Source organism: Actinophytocola sp. KF-1 (genome assembly GCF_054661535.1).
The window spans coordinates 281,719-297,130 of the sequence record NZ_BAAFVK010000004.1; the positions used below are offsets into that span (position 1 = coordinate 281,719).

17 protein-coding genes are annotated in these 15,412 nt (G+C 72.5%); 11 read left to right on the forward strand and 6 right to left on the reverse strand.

Annotated features, from left to right (window positions below; all coding sequences use genetic code 11):
* Window positions 1–4: 4 nt before the first annotated feature.
* Window positions 5–418, reverse strand: coding sequence for a (R)-mandelonitrile lyase (locus ACYQ77_RS14430; RefSeq protein WP_459711280.1), 414 nt, complete (start codon window positions 416–418; stop codon window positions 5–7).
* A 139-nt stretch (window positions 419–557) separates the two neighbouring features.
* Here ACYQ77_RS14430 and ACYQ77_RS14435 point away from each other — a divergent pair, with 139 nt between their 5' ends.
* The 9 genes from ACYQ77_RS14435 (at window position 558) to ACYQ77_RS14475 (ending at window position 9,491) form a co-directional block, all read left to right on the forward strand.
* Window positions 558–1,580, forward strand: a complete 1,023-nt coding sequence (locus ACYQ77_RS14435) for a zinc-dependent alcohol dehydrogenase family protein (RefSeq protein WP_459711282.1) — start codon at window positions 558–560, stop codon at window positions 1,578–1,580.
* 38 nt (window positions 1,581–1,618) lie between these two features.
* The gene (locus ACYQ77_RS14440) at window positions 1,619–2,047 is read left to right on the forward strand and encodes a YybH family protein (protein ID WP_459711285.1); all 429 of its coding nucleotides are present in this window, start codon (window positions 1,619–1,621) and stop codon (window positions 2,045–2,047) included.
* Between the two features lie 76 nt (window positions 2,048–2,123).
* Window positions 2,124–2,720 (forward strand): cysteine hydrolase family protein, encoded by a 597-nt coding sequence (locus tag ACYQ77_RS14445; RefSeq protein WP_459711288.1) that lies wholly within the window; start codon window positions 2,124–2,126, stop codon window positions 2,718–2,720.
* A gap of 68 nt (window positions 2,721–2,788) precedes the next feature.
* Window positions 2,789–5,059, forward strand: a complete 2,271-nt coding sequence (locus ACYQ77_RS14450; RefSeq protein ID WP_459711291.1) for a catalase — start codon at window positions 2,789–2,791, stop codon at window positions 5,057–5,059.
* A gap of 3 nt (window positions 5,060–5,062) precedes the next feature.
* Window positions 5,063–5,461: an ankyrin repeat domain-containing protein gene (locus ACYQ77_RS14455; RefSeq protein WP_459711293.1), complete on the forward strand. Its 399-nt coding sequence runs from the start codon at window positions 5,063–5,065 to the stop codon at window positions 5,459–5,461.
* On the forward strand, window positions 5,458–5,649 hold the full coding sequence (locus tag ACYQ77_RS14460; protein ID WP_459711296.1) for a hypothetical protein: 192 nt from the start codon (window positions 5,458–5,460) through the stop codon (window positions 5,647–5,649). The genes ACYQ77_RS14455 and ACYQ77_RS14460 overlap by 4 nt, the downstream gene beginning before the upstream one ends.
* Before the next feature lie 173 nt (window positions 5,650–5,822).
* Complete coding sequence (locus tag ACYQ77_RS14465) at window positions 5,823–7,478, forward strand: glutamate--tRNA ligase (RefSeq protein WP_459711298.1); 1,656 nt, start codon at window positions 5,823–5,825, stop codon at window positions 7,476–7,478.
* An 88-nt stretch (window positions 7,479–7,566) separates the two neighbouring features.
* Window positions 7,567–8,235 (forward strand): NADPH-dependent F420 reductase, encoded by a 669-nt coding sequence (locus tag ACYQ77_RS14470; protein ID WP_459711300.1) that lies wholly within the window; start codon window positions 7,567–7,569, stop codon window positions 8,233–8,235.
* Between the two features lie 53 nt (window positions 8,236–8,288).
* Window positions 8,289–9,491 carry a serine/threonine-protein kinase gene (locus ACYQ77_RS14475; RefSeq protein ID WP_459711301.1) on the forward strand — a complete coding sequence of 401 codons (1,203 nt, stop codon included), beginning with the start codon at window positions 8,289–8,291 and terminating at the stop codon, window positions 9,489–9,491.
* Between the two features lie 3 nt (window positions 9,492–9,494).
* Here the strand turns inward: ACYQ77_RS14475 and ACYQ77_RS14480 are convergent, their stop codons facing one another.
* Both ACYQ77_RS14480 and ACYQ77_RS14485 read right to left on the reverse strand, forming a co-directional pair.
* Window positions 9,495–10,127 (reverse strand): response regulator transcription factor, encoded by a 633-nt coding sequence (locus ACYQ77_RS14480; RefSeq protein WP_459711303.1) that lies wholly within the window; start codon window positions 10,125–10,127, stop codon window positions 9,495–9,497.
* Complete coding sequence (locus tag ACYQ77_RS14485; protein ID WP_459711305.1) at window positions 10,124–11,248, reverse strand: sensor histidine kinase; 1,125 nt, start codon at window positions 11,246–11,248, stop codon at window positions 10,124–10,126. The genes ACYQ77_RS14480 and ACYQ77_RS14485 overlap by 4 nt, the downstream gene beginning before the upstream one ends.
* Window positions 11,249–11,421: 173 nt before the next feature.
* Between ACYQ77_RS14485 and ACYQ77_RS14490 the strand changes: the two genes are divergently transcribed.
* The gene (locus tag ACYQ77_RS14490) at window positions 11,422–11,958 is read left to right on the forward strand and encodes a GlcG/HbpS family heme-binding protein (protein ID WP_459711306.1); all 537 of its coding nucleotides are present in this window, start codon (window positions 11,422–11,424) and stop codon (window positions 11,956–11,958) included.
* Window positions 11,959–12,048: 90 nt separating this feature from the next.
* Window positions 12,049–12,351, forward strand: a complete 303-nt coding sequence (locus ACYQ77_RS14495; protein ID WP_459711308.1) for a hypothetical protein — start codon at window positions 12,049–12,051, stop codon at window positions 12,349–12,351.
* 3 nt (window positions 12,352–12,354) lie between these two features.
* Here ACYQ77_RS14495 and ACYQ77_RS14500 read toward each other — a convergent pair whose 3' ends face one another.
* The 3 genes from ACYQ77_RS14500 to ACYQ77_RS14510 all read right to left on the reverse strand — a co-directional run bounded on the left by ACYQ77_RS14500 (window position 12,355) and on the right by ACYQ77_RS14510 (window position 15,394).
* On the reverse strand, window positions 12,355–13,035 hold the full coding sequence (locus ACYQ77_RS14500) for a catalase family protein (RefSeq protein ID WP_459711310.1): 681 nt from the start codon (window positions 13,033–13,035) through the stop codon (window positions 12,355–12,357).
* A gap of 38 nt (window positions 13,036–13,073) precedes the next feature.
* Window positions 13,074–13,520, reverse strand: a complete 447-nt coding sequence (locus ACYQ77_RS14505; RefSeq protein ID WP_459711312.1) for a lamin tail domain-containing protein — start codon at window positions 13,518–13,520, stop codon at window positions 13,074–13,076.
* A gap of 674 nt (window positions 13,521–14,194) precedes the next feature.
* Window positions 14,195–15,394 carry an oxygenase MpaB family protein gene (locus tag ACYQ77_RS14510; protein WP_459711315.1) on the reverse strand — a complete coding sequence of 400 codons (1,200 nt, stop codon included), beginning with the start codon at window positions 15,392–15,394 and terminating at the stop codon, window positions 14,195–14,197.
* Window positions 15,395–15,412: the final 18 nt, after the last annotated feature.

Genomic DNA, 15,412 nt, shown 5'->3' on the forward strand with positions numbered 1-15,412 from the left:
CGGGTCAGCGGGCGTCGGCGGACGGCCGCTGGTAGTGCTCGTCGGTGACCGGTTCCGCCCAGCTGGTCTCCTGCGTGCCGTCGCCGGTGCCCTCCCACATGGCGAGGTGCTCCATGAACCGGTCCGGGGTGGCGCCGTGCCAGTGCTCCTCGCCGGGCGGGCAGGTGACCGTGTCGCCTGCGTGGGCCTCGATGACGGTGCCGTCGCGGGTGCCGACCAGCGCGACGCCCGACACCACGTGCAGGGTCTGCCCCATGGCGTGGGTGTGCCAGTTCGTGCGAGCGCCGGGGGCGAACCGGACGAGGTTTACCCGCATCCGGGACGGTTCGTGCCCGGCGTGGATGACGTCCCACCACACGTCGCCGGTGAACCAGCCGGCCGGCGCCTTGGCGGTGGCGGTGTGTTCGACGAGTCGCATCGCTCTCCTCCCTGGACGGTGGCCGCGCTGGCCCCGCCGGGTCGCGTGTGGGGTGCTCTGCCAGTACACCTATCAGCAGGAACTCCCTGTTCCGCGGTGCCGGTGGTGTCCTGGGGACGTACCTGAAAGGAGTCAGCCCATGCGCGGCGTTGTGCTGCACGCCCCCGGTGACGTCCGGGTGGAGGACCGGGACGATCCGCGGATCGTCCACCCGACCGACGCGGTCATCCGCCTGGCCGCGGCCTGTGTCTGCGGGTCCGACCTGTGGCCCTACCGGGGCATCGAGACCGTCGACGGACCGTCCCCGATGGGGCACGAGTACGTCGGCGTCGTCGAGGAGGTCGGGGCGGACGTCACCACGATCAGGCCCGGCCAGTTCGTGGTCGGGTCGTTCTTCGCCTCCGACAACACCTGTGCGATCTGCCGGTCCGGGTACCAGTCCTCGTGCGTGCACCGGGAACCGATCGGCGCCATCGGGTCGCAGGCCGAGTTCCTCCGCGTCCCGCTCGCCGACGGCACGCTCGTCGCCACCCCGGACCTCCCGGCAGACGACCTGGTGCCCGGCCTGCTCGCGGCCTCCGACGTGCTCGGCACCGGCTGGTTCGGCGCCGTCGCCGCCCAGGCCGGGCCCGGCAAGACCGTCGCCGTCGTGGGGGACGGGGCCGTCGGGCTGCTCGCGGTGCTCGCCGCCAAGCAGCTCGGCGCGACGCGGATCATCGCGATGAGCAGGCACGCGTCCCGGCAGAAGCTCGCCATGGAGTACGGGGCGACCGACATCGTCACCGCCCGCGGCGACGAGGGAGTCGCGGAGATCAAGGAGCGCACCGACGGCCTGGGCGCCCACTCGGTGATCGAGGCGGTCGGCACGCAGGAGTCCATGCTGCAGGCCATCCACTCGACCCGGCCCGGCGGGCACGTCGGCTACGTCGGCGTCGCCCACGACGTCACGCTCGACGGGATGGACCTGTTCTTCTCCCACGTGCACCTGCACGGCGGCCCGGCGCCGGTCCGCCGCTACCTGCCGGAGCTGATCGACCTGATCTGGCGCCGCGAGATCGACCCGGGCACGGTGTTCGACCTCGAACTGCCGCTCGACCAGGCCGCCGACGCCTACCGGGCCATGGACGAACGCCGCGCCGTCAAGGTGCTGCTGCGCCCCTGAGCCCCTCACATCCGCGGGCGCTGGTTCGTCGTAGTGGCATGGCATCGAACGAGATCGTCCTCCGGCGGCACGTCGAGAGGATCGTCGACGGGATCCGGGCCAAGGATCTCGACGGGCTGCGGCGGCTCTACGCGGCGGACGTCGTGTCCTTCGACGTGGAGCCGCCGTTGCGGCACGTGGGGGTCGACGCGAAGCTGAAGAACTGGTCGACCGTCTTCGCGGTCTTCGCAGAGGTGGCGTACGAGGTCCGCGACCTCACGTTCACCGTCGGCGAGGACGTCGCGTTCGGGCACGGGTTCGGCAGGCTCAGCGGGACGCTGCGGGACGGCACGACGACGAACGGGATGTGGGTGCGGGCCACCTTCGGCTTCCGGAAGACCGCCGACGGCTGGCTGATCGCGCACGACCAGGTGTCGGTGCCGTTCGACATCCGGACCGGCCGCGGCGTGACCGACCTCGAGCCCTGAGCGGCAGCACCGTGGCCCCACCCTTCGCGGAGTGGCTCGGCACCCGGCCATGACCGTGCTGGGGCAAGATCGTGGCATGACGATCGATGCGCGGCGGGCCGCCGTCCTGGCCCTGCACTGGCAGGTCAACGTGATCAAGCCGGAGGGGTTCTTCGGCGCGATGCTCGCCGAGCCGGTGGCCCGCAGCGGGGTCGTCGGACGGGCGGCGCGCTTCCACGCCGACGCGCGCGCGGCCGGTGTGCCGGTCTGGTTCACCCGGTTCACCGTCCCCGAGGGCGGGGGCGGCCTGGTCCGCAACACCGCCTTCATGCACGCGGTCGGCGACGCGCAGGAGGCGTTCCGCCCGGACGCGCCCGGCGCGGCGGTCATCCCGGAGATGGCCGACGGCGCGCAGACCGTCGACAACCAGAAGCTCTCCGGCCTCGCGGGCAGCGACCTGGCCGCCGCCCTGGCCGAACAGGGCGTCGACACGCTGTTCCTGACCGGGGTGGCCACCAACCTGACCGTCGAGCAGACCGCGCGGCACGGCACCGACCTCGGGTTCGTCGTGCACGTCGTCAGCGACTGCGTGACCGCGGCGGACGAGGCCGTGCACACGGCCTCGCTCGCCAACCTCGAACTCACCACCGCGGGCTGCGTCACCGCCGCGGAGGCACTCGCCCTCCTCGGGTGACGCCGGGATTGGGTCGTGGCTGCGCGGGTACATGCCACTGACACGTTCCCACCACGAGGGAGGCTCCAGTGGCTCCGAGCAAGCCGAGCAAACTGGTCAAGGCAGCGCTCGAGAAGGCGGTCGAGAAGGTCGCCGAACTGGTCAACCCGCCCATCCCCGGAGCACCCAACAGCGAGCCGCCGTCGCTCGAGGAGCCGACCGAGCCGCGTGCGCCGCTGCAGCCCAAGCCGGACCAGGACGGGCCGGAGACCGTCTCCCCCACCGGCGCGCCGACCGGTGCGCCGAAACTGTCGAAGGGACAGCAGGGCGAGTACCTCACCACGTCCGCGGGGGCCCGGCTGTACGACACCGACCACTCGCTGAAGGCGGGCGAGCGGGGACCGACCCTGTTGCAGGACCACCACCTGCGCGAGAAGGTCATGCACTTCGACCACGAGCGCATCCCCGAGCGGGTCGTGCACGCCCGCGGCTACGGCGCGCACGGCGTGTTCGTCGGCTACGGCACCGCGAAGAACGTCTGCAAGGCCGCGTTCCTCGCCGACGGTGTGGAGACGCCGGTGTTCGTGCGGTTCTCGACCGTCGTCGGGTCGCGCGGGTCGGCCGACACCGTACGCGACACCCGGGGGTTCGCGACGAAGTTCTACACGAAGGAAGGAAACTTCGACCTCGTCGGCAACAACATCCCGGTCTTCTTCATCCAGGACGGCATCAAGTTCCCCGACATCATCCACGCCGCGAAGCCGCACCCCGACCGGGAGATCCCGCAGGCGCAGAGCGCGCACGACACGTTCTGGGACTTCGTGTCCACGCACACCGAGGCCACGCACCACGTGATGTGGCAGATGTCCGACCGCGCGATCCCCCGCTCCTACCGGACGATGGAGGGCTTCGGCGTCCACACGTTCCGGCTCCTCAACGAGGCCGGGGAGACCGCGCTCGCGAAGTTCCACTGGAAGCCGAAGCTGGGCGTGCACTCCCTGGTGTGGGAGGAGGCGCAGATGATCAGCGGCGTCGACCCGGACTTCCACCGCCGCGACCTCGCCGACGCCATCGAGTCCGGCGCGTACCCGCAGTGGGAGCTGGGCGTCCAGGTCTTCCCCGACACGCCCCGCCAGACGTTCGAGGGCATCGACCTGCTGGACCCGACGAAGATCGTGCCGGAGGAGCTGGCGCCGGTGCAGCCGCTCGGGATGCTGACGCTGAACCGCAACCCGATGAACTTCTTCGCCGAGACCGAGCAGGTCGCGTTCCACCTGGGGAACCTGGTGCCGGGCATCGACGTCACCGACGACCCCCTGTTCCAGGCACGCCTGTTCTCGTACCTGGACACGCAGCTGACGCGGCTCGCCGGGCCGAACTTCAACCAGATCCCGATCAACCGCCCGCACGCGCCGGTGAACGACATGTTCCGGGACGGCTTCCACCAGCACGCCGTGCACGCGGGCGTCGCACCGTACAAGCCGAACACGCTCGACGGCGGCAACCCGTTCGAGGCGGGGCCGGCGGACCGGCCGCTCGTCGAGGTGGCGCAGCCGCTGCCGAGGGCGGTGAAGGTCCGGCAGTCGCCCGCGTCGTTCGCCGACCACTACACCCAGCCGAGGATGTTCTGGCAGAGCCTCTCGCCGGTCGAGAAGGAACACGTCGTGCGCGCGTTCACCTTCGAGCTCGGCAAGTGCTACGAGCAGGCGGTCAAGGAACGCGAGCTGATCGTGCTGTCCAATGTGGACCCGGTGCTGTGCCGCGAGGTCGCGCAGGGCCTCGGGCTGCCCGCGCCGACCGCGACCGGGCGGCCGAAGAAGGTCACGTCGAGCCCGGCCCTGTCGCAGGTCGGCCGCAAGTGGCCGCTCGACGGGCGCATCATCGGCATCGTCGTCGACCCGGCCGATCTCGACGGGGTCCGGCTGGTCCGCGAGACCATCCTCGCGAGCAGCATGGTGCCGCTGCTGATCGCGCCGACCGGCGGCCCGCTCGACGAGGACAGCGGCCTGGTCGCGCAGCGCACGTTCCTCACCGCCCGGTCGGTCGAGTTCGACGCGCTGATCCTGGCGGGCAGCCCACCGCCCGGCGCCGACACGGTGCCGTCCAGGGACGCCAAGGCGGGCGTGCCGGACGGCGTGGTCGTCGACCCGCGCGTGGTCCTGATGGTCCAGGAGTGCTTCCGGCACTCGAAGGCCATCGGCGCGTGGGGCACCGGCCGGGCCGCGCTGGACGCCGCGGGCTGCGCGACGGGCCCGGGCATCGTGCTCGACGACGAACCGTCGAAGGTGCTGGGGAAGATGACCGCCCTGCTCGGCGCGCACCGCGTGTGGGAACGGTTCCCCGCGACGATCACGGGGTAGGCCGTGACGCTCACCGACGAGGAACTCGACTTCCTGCGCACGATGTTCGACCACGCCCGCGCGGGCGACACGGCGCGGCTGGTGGACGCGGTCGACGCCGGGGTGCCGGTGAACCTCACCAACGGGTCGGGCGACACCCTGCTCATCCTGGCCGCGTACCACGACCACCCGGACACCGTGCGCGCGCTGCTCGACCGGGGCGCCGACACGGCCAGGGTCAACGACCGGGGCCAGACCGCGCTCGGGGCGGCGGTGTTCCGCCGTTCCGAGCGCAGCGTCACGGCCCTGCTGGCGGCGGGCGCCGACCCGGCGCTCGGCGCCCGCTCGGCACTCGACGTGGCGCGGTTCTTCGACCTGCCCGAGATGCTGGCACTGCTCGCCGAGAGGAGGTGCGAGACGTGACCGACGAATATCCGGAGAGCTACCCGCTCAGCGCCGACCAGGAGACCGAGGAGGACCCGGAGGGCTTCGCCCAGGAGGCGGGCGTCGACCCGACGGCCCAGGAGGTGGACGAGTACCGCGAGATGATCGGCGACCCACCCCCGGAGCCACCGGCGCCCGAGGGAGCGGACGCCACGCTCGACGAGTGACCGTCGTGGTGGCGGGCTGGTGCGCACCGGCCCGCCACCGGTTCGCTCAGCTCCGCGCGCCGGATCGGCCGGGCGGGCCGCCCCGGGACGGTGGACAGCCTCCTGCCTCGCGATTGTTAGCCTTGGGCCGGTTCCATCCACCCCCGTTCGCCCGGAAGCGAGACTGACCACCCATGCTGGACCGTGCGGTCATCGACGCCCTGTTCCCCGCCGACCTGCCCGAGCCAGAGCACTGGGAACAGCAGTACCCACCCCGCACGCTCCCCGAGGGCGCCGAGGTCACCCGGTTCGGGCCCTCGCCGACCGGGTTCGTGCACATCGGCGGGATCTACGTCGCCACCATCGACCGCGACATCGCCACCCGTTCCGGTGGCGTGTACCTCGTCCGGGTGGAGGACACCGACCAGTCCCGTGAGGTCGAGGGCGCGCTGGACCAGTTCGCCCGCGCCTTCGGCTACTTCCACATCGCCTCCGACGAGAACGACGAGCACGGCGCGTACGGCCCCTACCGCCAGTCGCGGCGCGAGCGCGTCTACCTGACCTACGTGCGGCACCTGCTCCGCCAGGGCAAGGCGTACCTGTGCTTCGCGACCAAGGAGGAGCTGGCCGACATCACCGCGCGCCAGCAGGCCGCGAAGGTGCCGCCCGGCTACTACGGGTCGTGGGCCATCTGGCGCGACGCCGACCCGGCCGACGTGGCGGCCAAGCTCGCCGAGGGCGTCCCGTACGTGGTGCGGTTCCGCGCCCCCGACGACGCGGCCGGGCAGCGCGCCCGGTTCACCGACGCCATCCGCGGCGAGCTGGAGCACGAGGCCAACCGCAACGACGCGGTCATCCTGAAGTCCTCCGCGACCTCGCCGCGGCTGCCGACCTACCACTTCGCACACGCCGTCGACGACCACCTGATGCGCGTCAGCCTGGTGATCCGCGGCGACGAGTGGATCTCGTCGGTGCCGCTGCACCAGCAGCTGTTCGACGCGCTGGGCTTCGAGCACCCCCGGTACGCGCACATCGCGCCGCTGATGAAGCAGATCCCCGGCGGCAAGCGCAAGCTGTCCAAGCGCAAGGACCCGGAAGCGGGCGTCGACTTCTACATCGAGGCCGGCTACCCCGCCGACGCCGTCCTGTACTACCTGCGCGGGCTCGCCAACGGGCGGCTCGCCGAACTGCCCCTGGCCGAGGCGCTGGCCGCCCCGATCCACCTGGACCAGTGCGGGGTCGCCGGCCCGCTCGTCGACCTCGTGAAGCTCGAGGACATCAGCGCCGACCACATCGCCACCCGCACCGGCGCACAGGTCCTCGACGCGGTCCGGGTTTGGGCCGCCGAGCACGACCCGGAGCTGGTGACCGTGCTGGACGCCGACCCCGAGCTGGCGCTGCGCGCGATCGCGGTCGAGCGCGAGGGGGTGGAGAACCCGCGCAAGGACCTGCGCAAGTGGTCGGACTTCCGGCCCGCGTACGGCTTCTTCTTCCCCGCGTTGTTCACCCCGCTCGCCGGGCCCGCCGACGAGCGGGTCCAGCCGCTGGGCGTGGCCCCGGAGGTCGCGGCCGCGTTCGCCAAGGACCTCGCGGACGGCTACGAGCACCTCGGCGACCAGCAGGAGTGGTTCAACCAGATCCGGGAGCTGGCCGCCAAGCACGGCTTCGCACCCAACGCCAAGGAGTACAAGAAGAACCCGGACTCCTACCCCGGTTCGATCCGCGAGGCGTCGCAGCTCGTCCGCGTCGCCATGACGGGCTCGACCCGCAGTCCCGACCTGCACGCCGTCGCCCAGGCACTCGGCGCCGAGGAGGTCCTCCGCCGCCTGCGCGCGCTGGCCGGGAGCTGACGCGGGTCGCTCCTCGACGCGGCCACCCACACGTACGCCGCCCGGCGCTCACCGGAATAGCGCCGGGCGGCGGCTGGTTGTCGCGGCCATGACCACTGTTGGTTTCATCGGTAGCGGGAACATCGGCGCCACGGTCGCTCGGCTCGCGGTCGCGGCCGGGTACGACGTCGTGGTGAGCAACTCGCGCGGCCCGGAGACGCTGGCCGGCCTGGTCGCGGACCTCGGCCCGGCGGCGCGGGCGGCCACCGCGGCGGAGGCGGCCGAGGCGGGCGACGTCGTCGTCGTCAGCGTGCCGTTCAAGGCCCACCGGGACCTGCCGGCCGAGCAGCTGGCGGGCAAGGTCGTGCTGGACACGAACAACTACTACCCGCAGCGCGACGGGCACGTCGCCGAACTCGACCAGGGCACCACCACCAGCGCCGAGCTGGAGCAGCGGCACCTGGGCACCGCGCGCCTGGTGAAGGTGTTCAACAACATCCACTTCCGCCACCTCGCCGCCCTCGCCCGGCCCGCGGGCGCCGCGGACCGCACCGCGCTGCCCGTCGCGTCCGACGACGCCGAGGCCATCACGACCGTGACGGCCTTCCTCGACGCCATCGGCTACGACACGGTCGAGGTCGGCCCGCTGTCCGAGAGCTGGCGCATCGAACCGGGCACCCCCGTCTACGGCGCGCCGTACGGCCCCTTCGACAACCCGGACGGCACCCCCGCCGCCGCGGCCGACGTGCGCGCCGCGGTGGCGGCCGCGCGCCGCTAGGTTTCCGCCTTCTCCCGCCGGGGTACGAGATCCGGCGAGTGAGAGGGGTGGGTGTGGACGACCGACGAGCAGGAACACGTCTGCTGGCGAACCGGTACCGGCTGGGCGCGCTGCTCGGCCGGGGCGGCGCGGGCCGGGTGTACGAAGCGGTCGACATCGCGCTCGGCCGCCAGGTCGCGGTGAAGGTGTTCGACGGCGACGGCAACCCGGTCGGCCGCTACCGCTTCGCCGCGGAGGCGCGGCTGCTCGCGAGCCTGTCCCACCCGGGACTGGTCACCGTGCACGACCTCTGCCTCGACGGGGACGAGCCCTTCCTCGTGATGCGGCTCGTCGACGGCCCCACGCTGCGCGACCTGCTCGACCGCGGCCCGTTCGAACCGGCCGCGACCGCCAGGATCGGGGCCCGGCTCGCCGAGGTCCTCGCCCACGTCCACGCGCACGACGTGGTGCACCGGGACGTCAAGCCGTCCAACGTGCTCGTCGACGAGCACGGCGACTGCCACCTCACCGACTTCGGCGTCGCGCGCGCACTGGGCGCCACGCACTTCACCGCGACCGGGGAGTTCGTCGGCACCGCCGCCTACCTGGCGCCGGAGCAGGTCACCGACGTCGACGTCGGGCCCGCCGCCGACGTCTACGCCCTCGGGCTGGTGCTCCTCGAATGCCTCACCGGCCGCGTCGAGTACACCGGCACCACCGTCGAGACCGCCGTCGCCCGGCTGAACCGGCAACCCCGGATCCCCGCCGAGTTCCCCGCGCCCTGGCGCGAGCTGCTCACCGCGATGACCGCGCGCGACCCCGCCGTGCGCCCGGACGCCGCCGAGTGCGCCCGGCAGCTGACCGCGATCGCCGACGGCCGCGCGCTGGTGCTCCCCTCGATCCCCGCGCCCCGCGGGCCCCGCCACGACCGGACGCTCACCGGCGCACTGCCGCGGCCGCGTTCCGTGCACGCCGGGCTCACCGCGCTGGCGCTGGCCGCGGTCTGCGCCGTGGCCGCGGGCTCGACCGGTGCCACCACCGCGGGCACACCCGTCAGCGACCCGCTGTACCGGGCACCCACCAGCGCGAACGCCGAGGTCGTCCAGAAGGCCCCGCCACCCGCGACCGGCACCGCGACCGGCACCGCGACGAGCACGCGACCCGCCCCGCGGCCCGCCGAGCACGCGGCACCCAAGCCGGACGTCCCGGACAAGGGCCCCGGCAAGGACAACCGCGGCCCCGGCAAGTCCAGCGGCAAGAAGAAGGGCAAGGGCTGACGGCTACGGCAGGAGCCGCTGCTCCTTGGCGACCGCCACCGCGCCCGTGCGGGAGTCGACGCCGAGCTTGTCGTAGATGCGGCCGAGGTGCGTCTTCACCGTGGCCTCGCTCAGGAACAGGGCCTTCGCGATGTCCCGGTTGGACAGACCGAGCGCGAGCTGGCCGAGGATGTCGGTCTCGCGCGCGGTCAGCGCCGGGCGCGGGCTGCGCATCCGCTCCATCACCCGGTCGGCGACCGGTGCGGACAACGCCGTGCGGCCCGCGGCGGCGGCGCGAATGGCGGCGAACAGCTCGTCCGGCTCCTCGGCCTTGAGCAGGTAGCCGGTGGCGCCCGCCGCGATGGCGCGGGTGATGTCGGCGTCGGTGTCGTAGGTGGTCAGCACCAGGACGTGGACCGCGCCGCCGGAGTCCGCGGTGATGCGGCGGGTGGCCTCGACGCCGTCGATGCCGTCGCCGAGCTGCAGGTCCATCAGGACCACGTCGGGACCGCGGGTCCTGGCGAGCGCGACCGCCTCCTCCCCGCTGCCCGCCTCGCCGACCACCTCGATGTCGGGCGCGCTGTCGAGCAGGGCACGCAGGCCCGCGCGGACCACGACGTGGTCGTCGCACAGGACGAGCCGGACGGTGCTGGTCACGGTGCCGGGACCTCCACGGTGACGGGTACGGCGGCGGAGACGACGGTGCCGTCCCCGGGTGCGGACTCGACGGTGAGCACGCCGCCGAGCTGCCCCACCCTGGCACGCATGGCGGGCAGGCCGTGGCCGCGGTCCCCACCGGGGCCGGGCGCGGCCGGGTCGAAGCCGCCGCCGTCGTCGGCCACGTCGAGGCGGACCTCGTCGCCGAGGTAGGTGAGGGTGACGGCGGCGCGGGTGGCGCCGGAGTGTTCCCGCACGTTCGCGAGCGCGCCCTGCGCGATCCGCAGCAACGCGGCCTGCACGCGGTCCGGCAGCGGGCCGGGCACGCCGTCGACGTGGCAGGTCACGGCCCGGTCCGCCGTGGTCTCGCGGTCGGCCAGCGCACGCAGCGCCGACGGCAGGTCCCCGGTCCCGGCGAGGTCGGCGGGCGCCAGGTCGTGCACGAAGCAGCGGGCCTCGGCGAGCCCGCGCTCGGCGACCGCGGCGCCGGCGCGGACGTGCTCCCGCGCCCGGTCCGGGTCGGTGTCCCACAACCGGTCGGCGGCCTGCAGCAGCATGCGCTGGCTCGACAGCCCCTGCGCGATCGTGTCGTGGATCTCCATGGCGAGGCGCTGCCGCTCGGCGAACGTGCCCTCGCGCCTGCCCGCGTCGGCCAGCGCGCCCGCCAGCCGGTCCATGTACACGAACACGGCCGTGGCCAGCGCCGCGACCGCGGGCGGCCCGACGACCAGGTCCAGGTCGAAGCGGTTGGCGAGGCGCAGCTGGGCGAACACGACGAGCCCGGTGAACAGCACGACGAGCACGTACGCGGCGGGCCGGGGCAGCGTGCGCAGGGCCGTGTAGAAGAGCGGCACCGCGCACCAGGCGAAGCTGGGCGCGAGGTTGACCAGCACCGCCCACACGGCGACCACGCCGCACAGCCACGACAGGCGTGCCGCGTTGCCGCCCCGCAGCAGGCGGGAGAGCGCGTACAGCGCGGCCAGTGCCGCCGCCATGGCGAGCACCAGGGGCGCGAGCCGGTCGCTCCCGTGCCGCTGCAGGTAGCGGACGAGGGCGGAGCCGAGCAGCAGGAAGAACGTCACGTGGATGACGAGCGCGAGCCGTCGTGCGTCGGCCACCATCGGCGCTCCTCTCCTGAACTGCGCAAACACCCACATTGTCACCCAGGGGTCGGCCATTCGGATGACCCCGGCCTCACCCGTCCCGCGCGCGGGTCCGACCCACAGCGGCGACGCGGCGGAGGGGTCCCGCGGCGGAGGCTGGTGACAACGCAACCGACAAGGAGTCAGAACCCATGCGCACCACTCGCGTCAAGGTCGTCACCGCCGCCGCCACGCTCGCCATCGCCGGTGCCGGCACGCTCGGCGTGGTGTCCGCGTCCGCGCAGGCCCCGGCGGCCCCGTCCGTCCCCGCCGCCGCGACGACCACCAGCACCCACCTGACGATCGACGCCGCGGCCGACGCCGCGCAGGCCGCGCTGGACGCCGCCGAGAAGGAGGGCCAGCGGGTGACGGTCGCCGTGGTCGACCGCAACGGCACCACGATCGTCACCCTGCGAGGCGACGGCGCGGGGCCCCAGTCCTACGAGTCGGCGATCAGGAAGGCGTACACGGCGGTGTCGTGGAACGCGCCGACGTCGGAGCTGGTGAACCGGCTGGCGTCCGCCCCGAACCTCAAGGACATCCCGAACACCCTGTTCCTGGCCGGCGGTGTCCCCGTGACCTCGCGCAACGCCCCCATCGCCGGCATCGGTGTCGCGGGCGCCCCCTCGGGTGACCTCGACGAGAAGTTCGCGCGCGCGGGCGTGACCGAGCTGGCCCGCGGCCGCTGAACCCCCGCACACCTCATCCGCGTGACCGGGCGGTTTTCGCAAGCCGGTCACGCGGATGAGGTGTTCCCGCCCGTTTCCGAGGTATTCGCAGTGAGGAGGAACGGCGCCGACGAGGAGGACGCGATGCAACCGCAACACCCGGACGACCGGTTCCCGCTGACCCAGCACGAGCGGGACCAGTTCAACCGGATCTGCCAGGAGCTGGCCGGCGGCGAACCGGACCGGCGCCGCACCGGGGCCTGGGAACCGGCCCAGCCGCATCCCGCCTGGTCGGCGGTGGCGATCGCCTGCACCGTGTTCGTGTTCATCGGCCTCGCCGTGAACAGCGTCTTCCTCGTGGTGATCGCCGCCGCCGGCGCCGTGGGCCCGTACCTGGCACGCCGCGGGCGGTGACCCTCACCCACGACCGCGCTGCGATCCCCGGTAGAGCGGTCCCCGCAGCCGGTTGACCAGGCCGGCCGGGGCGAAGCCGGGCAACGCGTTGGCGACGACGTCGAAAGCCGGGTCGGCGTCGCCCGGCCGTTCGACGCGCAGTGCCGCCACCGCGCGCCACGGCCCGGTCAGGTCCGCCACCATGACCGACAGGACGAACGGCCGCGCCGCGATCGCCCCCGGCAACGCCGCCACGTCCGCGAGGAGGTCCGGGCGCGGGCCCTCGGGGATCGCCGCCAGGTACCGGTTGCGCGCGCCGATCCGGTACGGCAGCAGGGACGTGAAGGTCGCGTCGGCGAAGTCCCGCTTCGGCACGAGCAGGTGCCGGGCGAGCGGCGCGCGCCCGGTGCTGGACAACGCCACGTCCACCGGCACGCCGGGCCCGCCCGCGTCGAAGACCCGCCAGGCGAGCCCGAGCACGTCACGCCGGCCCGGCGGCGTCGACGTCGCCTTCGACAGCCGCACCAGTGCCCGGTACTCGCCTGGTTCGTCGAGCAGCGGCACCCCCCACGTCGCCGCGGGCGTCACCGAGAACGTCCCCTCGAACGTGACGCCGGCGGGGTGCAGCAGCCGGGTGCCGCGCAGCGCGGCACCCGTCCGCGCCACCGCGGCGACGCCCCTGTCCAGCAGTTCCCGTGCGGTCATCCCGCATGGCTACCCGGGCGGTCGCCGGGGAAACGGCGTCAGCAGGGCTTCCAGCTGCCGGTGGAACCCCACGAGCAGGAGTCGGCCAGCACGCCGGTCGGCGTGCGGAGGTACGCGGTGTCGCCGGTGTTGTTCCAGATGTACCAGCTGCTGCCCCAGTAGCGCGTCACGGCGGTGTTCGTGCCGCGGCCGGTGCGGATCGTCAGGTACTGGCCGGGGTTGATGCGCGTGGTCGGGAACTTGTAGACGTGGTTCGCCTTGTCCCGCAACGTCCAGCCGGTGACGACCTTGGCGACGGGGCTGGTGTTCTTGAGCATGATGTACTCGCCGTTGATGCTGGCGTTGGTACCGGTGTCACTACCGGGCGAGTTGTAGTACGCGCGGTAGATCATCACCCCGCCCGCCGCCGACGCCGGCCCGGCGGCCAGCACGCTCGTCACCGCTGTCGTGATGGCGACGACCACCGCCGCGATTGTTCTGCGCATGGAATTCCTTTCGGTTGATTCCTACGCACAGTCGCCACCACCCACACCCTCGTTACAGCCGAACGGGCTAATTACCGAAGATTCACCACGCTGAGTGAAATCCGTGGCGTGACGCGGTTCGGGGGTGGTGATGATGCGGATGAGGTTGGGGAGTCCGGACACGCGGCCGCGGAAGCCGGTACCAGGATTTCCCGATTCTCTCCGGTGAGCGATGGCCCGTTCGACCGCGACCCGCAGGGTTGGCGATGCCGCGGTTTCCAGACCTGGGTGGCCGGGTCGTGGTAGGCGTGGCCCGAACGCGGCCCGTCTTTGCGGCGGTTCTCGACCGGCACGATCGTGCCGTCCACGATCACCACCCGCCCGGTCGGCACCTCGGCAGGGGTGGCCGGTACAAGCAGGTGACCCGCGCCAACAGCGGCAACATCGCCCAGTAGACACGGGACACCGTGGCTTGGGAGATCCCGAACCAGTCCGCCAGCATCGTCTGCGCCGCGTTGGACCGTTTCTCACGCGGGCGGCACGAAAGGAATCCCTCGGCACGCTCACTGTCCGGAAAGGACTCCCGGCGCCGGGCGCCGCGCGATGAAGGGGTCCTTCCACACGTGCGGAAGGACCCCTTCATCACCGTGCCGTGCCGGCGAGGGCGGGCGGCACGGCCGCGCCGGCCCACCGCGTCAGGGCCGGTTTCCCGTCGGGATCGTGATGGCGGTCGTCGTGGGTGAGGTGCCCTTGTTCAGGAACAGCATCGCGAGCGCGCGGATGAACTGGTCGAACATGTAGAACCCGACCGGCATCACGGGCAGCAGACCCTCCCGGAACGCGATGTACGCGGGCCAGCCGGTCCGGATCAGCGCCGCCGCGGCGTAGTCGCGGCGCAGGTTCAGCCAGTCGCCGATCTCGTCGCTCAGCACGTACCGCACGAACTCGTTCAGGAAGCCGCGTGTCACGCCGAGGTCGATCTGTGCCGTCAGGCCCAGCAGGTCCTCGGCCAGTTCCTTGCCCTCGTACGACGGGGCGAGGATGGGCGTGAGCACCTGCTCCGACTGGGCGTACGCCGCCGCCCACGTCTTCGGGATGAACTCGTCCCGCACACCGAGCAGGTGGATCGCCACCTGCCACGAGTGCAGGAAGGCCTCCTCGTCCGCGGCCGTCATCGGCACGCGCCACTCCTTCAGCTTCTTGTGCACGAACGTGCCGAGGCTGTGGAACGTCACGAGGATGTCGCCGTTGCTGATCGGGATCCGCCTCGGCTCGTCCGCCACCTGCTGCCAGTGCGGGGACTGCGGCAGCAGGTGCCGCACGGCCGCGTGCACGAGGCGCGTCTTGTTGGCGGTGACGACGAACTGACCGGACGGCTCGAAGGCGTTCATGTCGCTCAGGTCGTAGCCGAAGGTGAACGTCTTGGCCGCGCGGTCCTGCATGTCCGCCCCGCCCGCGGACCAGTAGACCGACTTGGCCTCCCTCGGGATCACCGTGCTCATGATGCCGCTGCCGAGGCCGTACAACATGAAGAGGTAGGTGTCCTTGCGCCGGTTGAAGTCGGCGGCGCGGCGCAGCTTCGCCGGGTCCGCCCAGGACGGCATCCTGTTGACCTTCTGCAGCCAGGAGGTGAGCGCGGCGGGCAGGCCGCTCGGCAGCGCGTCGCTGTTGTTCACCCACGACCGCATCGCGGTGTTGACCGCCGGGACCTGGCCGTTGTCGAGCAGCGACGCCAGCAACCGGTCGACCTCGTCGTCCCAGGCCCACCACGGGTCGGTGTCCGCGGCGGCGGTGGCGCCTGCCGCTGACGCCAGGCCGGGGACGGCGCTCGCCGCGCTCACCAGGCCCAACGCGACACCGAGCGACAGAACGTTCCTCCTGCTGAGATTGCTCATTTACTTACCTAGCTTCCT

What these genes read in the sequence shown, in the direction of transcription:
- ACYQ77_RS14430 (WP_459711280.1), bottom strand. Translation starts at nt 418, where the DNA reads ATGCGACTCGTCGAACACACCGCCACCGCCAAGGCGCCGGCCGGCTGG.
- ACYQ77_RS14435 (WP_459711282.1), top strand. Translation starts at nt 558, where the DNA reads ATGCGCGGCGTTGTGCTGCACGCCCCCGGTGACGTCCGGGTGGAGGAC.
- ACYQ77_RS14440 (WP_459711285.1), top strand. Translation starts at nt 1,619, where the DNA reads ATGGCATCGAACGAGATCGTCCTCCGGCGGCACGTCGAGAGGATCGTC.
- ACYQ77_RS14445 (WP_459711288.1), top strand. Translation starts at nt 2,124, where the DNA reads ATGACGATCGATGCGCGGCGGGCCGCCGTCCTGGCCCTGCACTGGCAG.
- ACYQ77_RS14465 (WP_459711298.1), top strand. Translation starts at nt 5,823, where the DNA reads ATGCTGGACCGTGCGGTCATCGACGCCCTGTTCCCCGCCGACCTGCCC.
- ACYQ77_RS14470 (WP_459711300.1), top strand. Translation starts at nt 7,567, where the DNA reads ATGACCACTGTTGGTTTCATCGGTAGCGGGAACATCGGCGCCACGGTC.
- ACYQ77_RS14485 (WP_459711305.1), bottom strand. Translation starts at nt 11,248, where the DNA reads ATGGTGGCCGACGCACGACGGCTCGCGCTCGTCATCCACGTGACGTTC.
- ACYQ77_RS14490 (WP_459711306.1), top strand. Translation starts at nt 11,422, where the DNA reads ATGCGCACCACTCGCGTCAAGGTCGTCACCGCCGCCGCCACGCTCGCC.
- ACYQ77_RS14500 (WP_459711310.1), bottom strand. Translation starts at nt 13,035, where the DNA reads ATGACCGCACGGGAACTGCTGGACAGGGGCGTCGCCGCGGTGGCGCGG.
- ACYQ77_RS14505 (WP_459711312.1), bottom strand. Translation starts at nt 13,520, where the DNA reads ATGCGCAGAACAATCGCGGCGGTGGTCGTCGCCATCACGACAGCGGTG.
- ACYQ77_RS14510 (WP_459711315.1), bottom strand. Translation starts at nt 15,394, where the DNA reads ATGAGCAATCTCAGCAGGAGGAACGTTCTGTCGCTCGGTGTCGCGTTG.